At 46.6% G+C, this 9,686-nt stretch carries 9 protein-coding genes and 1 pseudogene; 3 read left to right on the top strand and 7 right to left on the bottom strand.

What is annotated here, in order from left to right; translation table 11 throughout:
- Positions 1-1,040, top strand: a 1,040-nt coding sequence (locus PN462_RS20295) for a choice-of-anchor W domain-containing protein (RefSeq protein ID WP_272130659.1), incomplete at its 5' end; no start/stop codon positions are given.
- Positions 1,041-1,184: 144 nt separating this feature from the next.
- Here the strand turns inward: PN462_RS20295 and PN462_RS20290 are convergent.
- A complete protein-coding gene (locus PN462_RS20290) occupies positions 1,185-1,340 on the bottom strand; it encodes a hypothetical protein (protein ID WP_272130658.1) in 156 nt (51 codons plus the stop codon).
- A 149-nt stretch (positions 1,341-1,489) separates the two neighbouring features.
- Between PN462_RS20290 and PN462_RS20285 the strand changes: the two genes are divergently transcribed.
- On the top strand, positions 1,490-2,740 hold the full coding sequence (locus PN462_RS20285; protein ID WP_272130657.1) for an S-layer homology domain-containing protein: 1,251 nt from the start codon (positions 1,490-1,492) through the stop codon (positions 2,738-2,740).
- A gap of 242 nt (positions 2,741-2,982) precedes the next feature.
- Positions 2,983-3,372 (top strand): hypothetical protein, encoded by a 390-nt coding sequence (locus PN462_RS20280; RefSeq protein WP_272130656.1) that lies wholly within the window; start codon positions 2,983-2,985, stop codon positions 3,370-3,372.
- A 51-nt stretch (positions 3,373-3,423) separates the two neighbouring features.
- Here the strand turns inward: PN462_RS20280 and dacB are convergent, their stop codons facing one another.
- The 6 genes and pseudogenes from dacB to PN462_RS20250 all read right to left on the bottom strand — a co-directional run.
- On the bottom strand, positions 3,424-4,854 hold the full coding sequence (gene dacB / locus PN462_RS20275) for a D-alanyl-D-alanine carboxypeptidase/D-alanyl-D-alanine endopeptidase (protein ID WP_272130655.1): 1,431 nt from the start codon (positions 4,852-4,854) through the stop codon (positions 3,424-3,426).
- Positions 4,838-6,334 carry a sensor domain-containing diguanylate cyclase gene (locus PN462_RS20270; protein WP_272130654.1) on the bottom strand — a complete coding sequence of 499 codons (1,497 nt, stop codon included), beginning with the start codon at positions 6,332-6,334 and terminating at the stop codon, positions 4,838-4,840. Before PN462_RS20270 ends, dacB begins: the two co-directional genes overlap by 17 nt.
- Positions 6,335-6,648: 314 nt before the next feature.
- Entirely contained in the window at positions 6,649-8,106 is a 1,458-nt protein-coding gene (locus tag PN462_RS20265; RefSeq protein WP_272130653.1) for a serine/threonine protein kinase, read from the bottom strand.
- Positions 8,107-8,296: 190 nt separating this feature from the next.
- On the bottom strand, positions 8,297-8,608 hold the full coding sequence (gene grxC / locus PN462_RS20260) for a glutaredoxin 3 (RefSeq protein WP_272130652.1): 312 nt from the start codon (positions 8,606-8,608) through the stop codon (positions 8,297-8,299).
- A 53-nt stretch (positions 8,609-8,661) separates the two neighbouring features.
- Positions 8,662-9,432 (bottom strand): hypothetical protein, encoded by a 771-nt coding sequence (locus PN462_RS20255; RefSeq protein ID WP_272130651.1) that lies wholly within the window; start codon positions 9,430-9,432, stop codon positions 8,662-8,664.
- Between the two features lie 70 nt (positions 9,433-9,502).
- Positions 9,503-9,686 (bottom strand): annotated as a pseudogene (locus PN462_RS20250) (hypothetical protein); the annotation flags it as partial.

Raw genomic sequence — 9,686 nt, 5'->3', positions numbered from 1 at the left:
GGTCTATGTGTAGCCTAAGAGGTTGTGAGTCTCAGCCGCATCGTTCGCGCAGCGTCTCCGCAGGAGAAGCGGTATCGACTCACCCGCTTTCCTCCCCCACCTGTTCCGAGGTGGGGGAGTCCCGCGGCTCTTTTGTTGAACCAAGACCAAACAACTCACCACAAATAACAACTATAACTTCATCAACCCTTCACAAAAGACTGGGTTTTGTTAAAGAGTTGGTGAAAGGGGCTGTTGGTTGTAGCGATCGCGCTTCCATTCCTCCTATACTGATAGTAGGAACAGACTTCACAGGGGGAAATCCCATGACACTACGCACAGGGTTAATTGCCTTATCACTGGCTACCGTAGGAGCATTAGCAGGAACAAGTAACGCCAACGCTTTTACATTAGGCGGACATTACGACGGAGCAGAATTTGACGCACTAGGGGTTGAAATTCCCTGGGCCGCTGAAACCCGCATCGGTCGCGTTGGAGACCACGAAATCAACATCCACGACAGTGCCAACGACGCAAACAACCGAGTCCAAGCGAACTATGATGACTGGGTAAGCGGAGAAGCCGTTGATTTTAGCTTAACCTTTGACAGTCTTAACAATCTCCTCACCTATACCGTCGCTGGGGTTGAAGTCTCCAAAAGCGAGATCAGCCAAGATAGTTTCTCCGACCTCTACATCCGTAGTAGTGCGAGAGTGGATGGAGCGAGTATGGTGGTGGATAATCTTTACTTAGAAGACAGCACCATGGCCTCTGCTATTAATGATATCTCTAGTGCTGCTTGTGTTGGAAGCGTGGGCTGTGGCTATTTTGATGCCGACTATCTCCACATTGCCGACATCACCGGAGATTTCACCCTCACGGGACAATCAACCATGAGTTGGGCCGACGGCAGCAAACCGAAAAACTCCCAACTTGCCTATCAAATTAAGCTAGTTGAAGGGGACAACACCACAGAATCAGTCCCTGAACCTGCAACCCTGTCCTTGCTTTCGTTAGGAGCATTTGGCGTAATTCTCAGAAGTCGCCGTAGTGCTGCCTAAAAGTAAAAGTGTTTCCCTGTGTGCTTGAGTTTTCCTTTCTTCGTGTTTTAGTTCATCATTGCCATCGTCTTCCTCAGTTTCTCGCAAACTGAGGAAATTTTTTGGGTAAGGTAAGTATTAGATGCCTTGGGTTAAAACCCAAGGCTAATCGCTGAAACCCGTTAAAACGGGTTGATAGACCTGAGCATTCAGCATTTCCCCTGCGGCGAGACTCCGGCTGAATGCTTGCGCCTCGGTTAATCTATGACAGCCAAAAAACTGTCCTCTCCTCGGCAACTTGCCGGGGAACTCCTCGGTCATGGGAGGTAAAGCAGGGAAAAAGAATGATGAAGTTGATCAAACTCTCCTGCTGGTGAAGATTTAGCGCAGTAAATAGCACTGACTGACCCTAAATGCTTCTCTCACTCACTCAAAAAGCCTCAACTCACTGACTTAGAAGGAGATACAAGATGTTTAACTTCAATAATTGGAAAGCTACGGTTGCTGTTTGTTTAACATTAGGAATGAATGTTGGTGCGCTTACTCCCTTCGTTGTACCAATGGTTAACCCTGAACCCGCTATAGCCCAATCTAATACATTTCGGGATGTTCCCAATAATTATTGGGCAGAAGATTTTATTGAAGCATTGGTGAATCGGGGGGTGATTGCAGGTTTCCCCGATGGTACATTTCGCCCGGAAGCCCCGGTGACTCGCGCTCAATTCTCCTCCATGTTAGGTGCGTTTAATAAGGCAAAAATACGCTCTGCGGTGAATTTTGTGGATGTTGCCCCTGGGTACTGGGCTGCTTCGGCCATTGATAATGCCTATGAAACGGGCTTTTTAGCGGGTTATCCGGGGAATGTGTTCCGGCCTGAACAAAATATCCCACGGGAACAGGTGTTGGTGTCTTTGGCCAATGGACTCAACTATGAGGCGGATCAACCTGTGAGCGAGGTGTTGGATTACTATAATGATGACTTCAATATCTCTAATTATGCTCGCACGCCGATCGCGGCTGCCACTGAGGAAGAAATGGTGGTCAATTATCCCAATGTGAAAACCCTCAACCCCGGACGGAATGCGACTCGTGCAGAGGTGGCGGCGTTTCTCTATCAAGCGTTGGTGAGTCGAGGCCAGGCCCCGACGATTAATTCCGCTTATATTGTGTCGCCTACTCCTATTGCCACGCAATATAAGATTCCTGCGGGGACTCAGCTTCCGGTGGCTTACGAACAGGATAAAATCTTGTTGATGCCCGATGAAACTGTGCCTGTGACGTTGGACTTGAAAACCAATGTGACGACGCAGGATGGTCAGTTGTTGATTCCTGGGGAGAGTAAGGTGTCTGGACGTTTGCAACCGGCGGGGAATGGGACGCGGTTTGTGGCGGAGGAGATTATTTATCCCGATGGTACAACTCAAGCTATAGATGCGTCTTCGCAAATTATTACTGAGACGGAAACGGTGCGTCGGGGTAGTAATGCGGGGAATTTGGTGAAAAATGCGGCTATTGGGACGGCGGCGGCTGCTGCTATTGCGGCGGTGACTGGCGATCGCGCGATCGCAACTGAAGAAGTCCTCTTGGGTGCAGGTGCAGGGGCGTTAACTGCATTGATCCAATCCTTCTTAGGTCGAGATAGTGTTGATTTGATGGTTGTTGAACCCAATACCAACCTTGATTTAACTTTGGGGTCTGATTTAGTGGTCAGCACTCGGTAAGTCTTTGAGTCTTGGGTGCAATACCCAAGACTCATTGCTCAGGACTGGGGGAAATCGGTTCGTAGTAAGCCCTAACCGGGCTTTTTTTCTTTTCAATCCATCAATTCTCGATGAGCTAAGGGTTTTTCCCCTTGGTGTAGTCCCGTGAGTTTCCTTCCTGTACAAAATAATTGACACTCCTGGGTCTATGGAGTACAACCGAGACATATTTTTATTTGGTGTGTAACACAGGAGTTTTTACTATGGGTTTCTTTGGTCAAAGAGCAGCCGTGTTGGGGATGTTGGTGTTAGGGAGTTTGGCGTTACCTGCGGCGGCACAGGTGCGGGAGAATAACGTGGAGATTGCTCAAACGGATATGTGTCGTCAGGTGCGGGGGGATATGGTGATTTATTCTGAACCGTCGGTGGATGCAGAGGTGGAACAACGGTTGAGTCCGGGCGATCGCGTGACGATTGTTAGTCGTACCCCAGTCCAACCCGATGAAGAAAATTTTCGCTTTGTTGAAGTGGCCACCCCTACTCCCGGTTGGATGGTGTTAGAAACGCGGTTAACCCCTGGGGGTCCGTTACAAAGTACATTGATGATGTGTTCGAGTGCAACTCCGACAACTCCTATTCGTGGGTTATGGTAGTCGTTCGCCGTCATAGATAGAATCAAGGGGAAATTAAACCAAGTCACTCAGTCATTTCCCCTCTTTCGCTTGTTGACAGTCCTGTAATTGCCAGAGTTGGAGAACGATCGCATCAATAGCTTCCCGTTGCACGCGGACAGACTGCTCAGAGCGATTGAGCATAATACTAAAAACGAGGGGAGGATATTGCGGGGGGTCCAGATATCCGGAGAGGGTAGAAACTCCGGTCATTGTCCCGGTTTTGGCTTGGACTTCCCCCATTAAGGGAGTGTCTTGAAACCGTCGTCGTAAGGTCCCACTGACTCCCCCTAGGGGTAAGGAGTCTCGAAAGACTTGGCCTTGGGGGGTTTGGTCTATGGCAATTAGGGTGGCAACGACCGCTTGGGGACTGAGGAGGGTATGACGGGAGAGTCCTGACCCGTCTCGGAGGTGATAACTGTTGGGGGGGACTCCTAAGTCGGTTAAGCTGGCTTGGAGGGGTTCGAGTCCTCCCAGTTGTTGGAGGAGGGCTTCGGCGTAAAGGTTGTTGCTGGATTGGTTGGTGTTGCGGATGAGTTGGGAGAGGGGGGGTGAGGAGAGGGTGAGGCGTTGGGGTTTGGCTTTTTCGAGGGGGTGGGGGGGTTGAATTTGGGCGGTTTCTACGGTGATTCCGGCTTGTTGGAGGAGTTGGAGTAGGGTGTCTTGGAAATATAAGGCGGGGTTTAAGATGGCCATGGCCCAGGAATCAGGATCGGCGTTGGCGGCTAGTTCTCCGGTAATGTAAAGGGTGGGTTTTCCTAGCTGGCTGTTAATTGCGAGGGTGTCGGGGGTGTCGGGGGGACGGGTGGTGCTTTGGTTGATGATTAACCATTGTTGTAGGGCTATTTCATCGTTGCTTACCAGTCTCACGGGTTGGCCGTTTTGTTGGGGATAGAGGGTGAGATTAAAGGTATTTTCGTTGAGGATGAGGTGATTGACGGGCATTCCGTAGTAGAAGTTCAGGTCGTAAATTTCCCAAGTGGGGTGACGCATTTGCTGAGGGGGGGTGGTTTCGATGAGGGTGAGTTGTTGGATGTGTTGAATATTGCGATCGCGCAATTCCTGGACTAGGGTTTCTAGGTGTTGGGTGGTGAGACTGGGATCACCCCGGCCAATGATTCGTAATTCTTGTAAGTTGGGGGGTGTGCCTTGGGCCAAAATGGGGGTTTCGATGCGAAAGTTGGCCCCTAGTTGGTGTAATGCTGCTGCGGTGGTGAGGAGTTTGGTATTGGAGGCCGGGGTAAAGTAGTCTTCGGCCTGTCGGGTGTAGAGGGGGGTGTCTTGGTTGAGGGGTTGAATGAGAATTCCCCAGCGCGATCGCGCGAATTCCGGACCGTTGATAATCGGTTCAAGGGCCGCAGATAATTCGGCCTCACAAACCCCAGTTGGAGGGGATTGGGCCCCTAGGGGAAGGGTTGAAAAGAGCAGGAATAGTGCAACGGTGAGGTTAGGGACTAGATTCATGCAGGGTTGGGGTGTCGAGGACAACGCGATCGCGTCCTTCTTTTTTAGCACGATATAGGGCTTGATCCGCCAAGGTAATTAAATCATCAGGTGAATGCTGCCCATCAGGAATTACACTTCCCACCCCTAAACTGAGGGTGACATACTCACTCACCTCCGAATTAGGATGAATTAAACGATGTTGCTGGAGGATCACACGAATGTTTTGGGCCACCTCTAAGGCCCCTTGGGTATTTGTATTGGGAAGAATAATAGCAAATTCTTCGCCCCCATACCGGGCCACCAGATCAGTGGACCCTTTACACACCTTTTCTAGAATGCGGGCCACTTCCTGCAAACAATCATCCCCTGCTGGGTGGCCGTAACTGTCGTTATAGCGTTTAAAATAGTCCACATCGGCTAAAATGAGCGAGAGAGGATGTTCTAACCGTTGCAATCTAGACCATTCTCGCTCTAAATATTCATCAAAACGACGACGATTCGCCAGTTGGGTAAGCTCATCAATAGCGGCCAGATGTTGCAGTTGTTGGTTGGCCTGCTGAAGTTTATTAAATAATTCGGCCTGTTGAATGGCAATGGCCACTTGATCCGCCAAATCTTTTAATAATTGTACCTCGGAGGGTTGCCATTCTCGCGCCCCTTGGCAATGATGGGCGAGGAGTAATCCCCAAAGACTATCACTCTGTAAAATGGGAAGGGCTAAATTAGCCCGAATTTGAAATTGTTTTAAAAAGTCCACATAACAGGGGGCTAAATCATCTTGATAAATATCGGTAACGGTGTGAATTCTCCCTTGGCGATATTGGTGAATATAAAATTCTGTAAAACAGGGGTCATAAATGTGTAGTCCCAAGGTTTTTGACCACCCATCACTGACCGATTCTACGGCAATTTCTCCACTCCAGTCGGAGTGAAATTTATATAATAAAACACGATCCGTTTGTAATAAGTTGCGGACTTCTTTTACTGTGGTTTGTAGAATCTCGGATAAGTTTAAGGATTTACGAATTCGCTTTAAGATTAAACGAGTAAGCTGCTCTCGTTCATTTTTATGCCGTAATGTTTTTTCTGTTTCAATCCATCGAGTAATATCTTGAAATGTCCAAGTTTTGCCAATTTCTTCTGCTTGAGAATAGAGGGAGTTGGCATGAATTCTCACTGCTTTCCCATCTTTAAAATAAAATAACTGTTCGACGGGAGGAGTGGATTGTTTTAAGGTTGCTTGAATAAACTGAATAAATTGTAAAGGACGTTTTAGTTTCTGAGCAATTTCTCGCAGCTTCCAAGGGGTGAGTTTGTTTTTGATGTCGTCTTCTGATATATCCCAAATTGCTAATAATTTTTGGTTATAAATACAATCTTTCTGTCTCCCATCAAGGATAAAAATACCACTATCCGAAGAATCAATAGCCGCTTGCAAGAGAGGGAAAACATCAGTAATTTTTTGAGGTTGAAAAAAGTTAAATAAATTACCTTGCATCAACATAGACAGAACAAATCAGGGTTTATAATAATTTCGTAAAAGTCTATTTTGCGTCCCTTGAGACGAAAGTGAGGTCTTTTATAGGTTTGAAAGTGACTAAAGAGTATTAAAATTTAGGATATATAAAGATTTAGATAGTCTATCTCTTACAAAAATCATAAAAATTAATATTAAGTTCAAACATTAAGTTCAAACATTAAGTTCAAACATTAAGTTTAAACATTAAGTTTAAACATTAAGTTCACTTAGCACAAGCATCAGGCCACTCCTATCCCTTAATCTTAGCGAAAATTAGCATTTAAGGAAGTCTGTTATTGTTCGTGCGTGAAAGGTGAACTCCAGATGGTAGGATGGAGAGAGTCTTGCAGATAAGTAAATTCACGGTGAGAGGCAGTGGTTGCTTGCGATGCAAGGGTAAATTGGACTGCAACCTCTCTGGTATTCATTCCTAGGGGTTTAGGGAGAGAAAACTCAACGTTAGATAAGGGATAGACTTTGAGGGGATAAAGTAAATCAAAAAACGACTTAATATCCGATACTGTCTTGGTGGGAGAGGTAGGGTTGGACGGATTTTCTAATTGAATATAAAATGAGTATAAATGCTGAGTTGTGTTGGTATTATTCCGAATTAAACCTTGCGTAATTTTAACAATAATTTGGTCAGATTTGATGTGATATTCCCCCCATAACTCTGCGGTGAGGGGAAAGGTGGCATTTCCTTGGGTGGAGACTCGAAAGGGAATGATGGTGTCACTGTCTGGAGAGGATACTGTTTGTGGGGGAAGATATTTCTCTAGGAAAGGAGTCAGAGAGTGTAACTGGAGGGTTGCTTGTAAGGAGGAGGGAGGGGTGTGGAGGGTGTCAGATAGTTTATATCCTCCATATCCCCCAATACCAAGCATGAGAGAGGCCACCCCCACGGTTGGCCAGAGTAAGGGTTGACGGAGTGGCCGGGTGGCCGGGGTGGGGTGGAGATGGTTTAATGCGGTTTTTGCGTCGGGGAAACGGTGTTTTTGTTGCGGGGTGACTAATTTCTCCAACCAGCGACTAAACTTAGGATGGAGTCGGTGGGTAAGTTGCTCTTTAAAGTGAATTTGATAATCTTCCCCGATTAAATTATTAATGTGGTGGGAGGGGGTTTTGGTTAAGAGACTAATTAAAGTGACTCCTAAACTGTAAAGATCAGATGCAGGGGTGAGTTGACGGTTGAGGAGTTGTTCAGGGGGCATAAAGCCCAATGTCCCTTTTATAATACTACTTTCGGAGACACTCCCAGTATAGGGGTGAGCAAAGCCAAAATCGACGAGATAGGCTTGGAGGCCGTTGTTGGTTTCAATTAAGATATTAGCGGGTTTAATATCTCGGTGAAAAATGGGGGGAGTTTGCTGTTGTAAATACTGTAAAACGTCAAGGAGTTGTAGGGCAATGCGTCGGAGTTGGGAGGGAGTAAGGTTGCGACAGTCGGCTAAATTCTGGGCCGCTTTGTATTCTTGGACAAGATAAAGGGCTTCGGGTGTGTCAAAATGGTGTAAGTAGCGAGGAATGCGGGGATGAGATAGCGATCGCAAAACCTCCATTTCCCGACTCACCGCTTCGTAAGCACTCCAGTTGGTATAAACATGATTAAATTGAAATTGTTTTAAAACCACCCAATTTTCTGTGTTTAGCTGTTGTGCTAAATAGGTTTTACGGCCACTGGTGGGGTGTTGGGATAATACCCGTAGAATGGTGTAACCTTGATCGGTAAGATCGGGGAAGTTTTGTATCATTGGGGGATAGGGGAGTTGTTGGGGGAGAAACCGGGTTTCTTATTTTACTTGTTGGCTAATATTTTAGCTTTAGATAGAAACCCGGTTTCTGGGTTATCTTCCTTTTTTAGGGTGGGGAGAAACCGGGTTTCTTCTTTGACTTGTTGGCTAATATTTTAGCGTTAGATAGAAACCCGGTTTCTAGTGTTAATTATCCATTGGCCATTAACATTGAATCTAAATTCCCTTTATTATTTAAAGCATATAGTTCATCACAACCGCCAATATGCTGATTATTAATGAAAATTTCTGGGACTGATCTACGGCCATTTGCCCGTTGGGCCATTTGTTGTCGGGCCGCTTCATCTCCATCTATTTTATATTCGGTAAAGTCCACCCCTTTCCACCAGAGTAGCAGTTTGGCGGCGATACAATAGGGGCAGGTTTGCCAAGTGTAAATTTCGACATTGGCGTTGATTTTGTCGGGATTTCTGCCGAGAATGGGGTTCAGAAAGTCTAACATGGGTGTTACGTTGCTCTATAATTTAGCTTTGCTTTATGGTAACGAGTTTCCCGTCAGATAGTTAACAGTAAGGCCGCATACCCTCCCGCACCGAGGAAAAATGACCAAAGACAACTCTCTTTTGTTTCCGGGAGTTCTTCTTTGAGGACGTTGAGGAGGAGTCCTCCGGCCACTAACCCCCATAATACAGCAATGACGGCTTCATCTAAAAGCAGCGATCGCCCGACTATCCATCCCACCAAAAGGCCTCCCGCTAAAATCCAACGGCCTACCCGATCATAGGGCTGTTTATGGTGACGACGCAAGCCGCGATCGGTGATGAGAAAGTGTAACCCAAGAGCGATAGAAAGCAAAATAGTGGACGTTAACCCCCTGGCCTCCATATCACTCAATAACTCCCCAATCAGGGCGTTATATAGGCAAAAAACCCCAATGTGAACCCAAAATATAGCCGGGGTGGTGCAGTCTTGTCCAGTTAATTTAAGGTTATGACGGCGCGATCGCATGGCCAACCCCTCCACCCCATAAAAAATCCCCAACCCCACCAAGGCCAACAAATAAGCGTGTTTCTCCAGAAAGGCCAACCCCCCCGTATGCTCAATTTCAGTTTGCACCACATTCAATTCCGGCAAAATATCCAGAAACACATACGCAATAGAAACCCCCGCACCCAACGACATCCAGCGATACCCCGGAAGAATACGCTCAATCCATGCAACTTTCCCCACATACAGAGTAATCAAGGCCAGAAAAAGCGGAAAAATAATCGCCACTCCCCCCATAACAGGGTGAGTTGAGGAGGCCGTTGTTAATAGAGGATTCATGATTATTTTACAGGGTAATTATTCGCTCTCTTAACCCGTTTTAACGGGTTTCAGCTATTAGCCTTGGGTTTCAACCCAAGGCTATCTTATTATAAACAACAGGATTTCCACCCAAGGCTATCTTATTATAAACAACAGGATTTCCACCCAAGGCTATCTTATTATAAACAACAGGATTTCCACCCAAGGCTATCTTATTATAAACAATAGGATTTCCACCCAAGGCTATCTTATTATAAACAATAGCCTTGGAT

It is taken from the genome of Spirulina sp. CS-785/01 (assembly GCF_028330525.1).
Taxonomy (GTDB): Bacteria; Cyanobacteriota; Cyanobacteriia; order Cyanobacteriales; family Spirulinaceae; genus JAQMSD01.
Note: the sequence above shows the minus strand (reverse complement) of the source record. Positions and strands in the feature narration are given on the sequence as shown.

Bases quoted from the DNA above. Each gene is read 5' to 3' on its own strand.
- PN462_RS20270 (WP_272130654.1), bottom strand. From the start codon at position 6,334: ATGCAAGGTAATTTATTTAACTTTTTTCAACCTCAAAAAATTACTGAT.
- PN462_RS20255 (WP_272130651.1), bottom strand. From the start codon at position 9,432: ATGAATCCTCTATTAACAACGGCCTCCTCAACTCACCCTGTTATGGGG.
- dacB (WP_272130655.1), bottom strand. From the start codon at position 4,854: ATGAATCTAGTCCCTAACCTCACCGTTGCACTATTCCTGCTCTTTTCA.
- PN462_RS20265 (WP_272130653.1), bottom strand. From the start codon at position 8,106: ATGATACAAAACTTCCCCGATCTTACCGATCAAGGTTACACCATTCTA.
- grxC (WP_272130652.1), bottom strand. From the start codon at position 8,608: ATGTTAGACTTTCTGAACCCCATTCTCGGCAGAAATCCCGACAAAATC.
- PN462_RS20280 (WP_272130656.1), top strand. From the start codon at position 2,983: ATGGGTTTCTTTGGTCAAAGAGCAGCCGTGTTGGGGATGTTGGTGTTA.
- PN462_RS20290 (WP_272130658.1), bottom strand. From the start codon at position 1,340: ATGACCGAGGAGTTCCCCGGCAAGTTGCCGAGGAGAGGACAGTTTTTT.
- PN462_RS20285 (WP_272130657.1), top strand. From the start codon at position 1,490: ATGTTTAACTTCAATAATTGGAAAGCTACGGTTGCTGTTTGTTTAACA.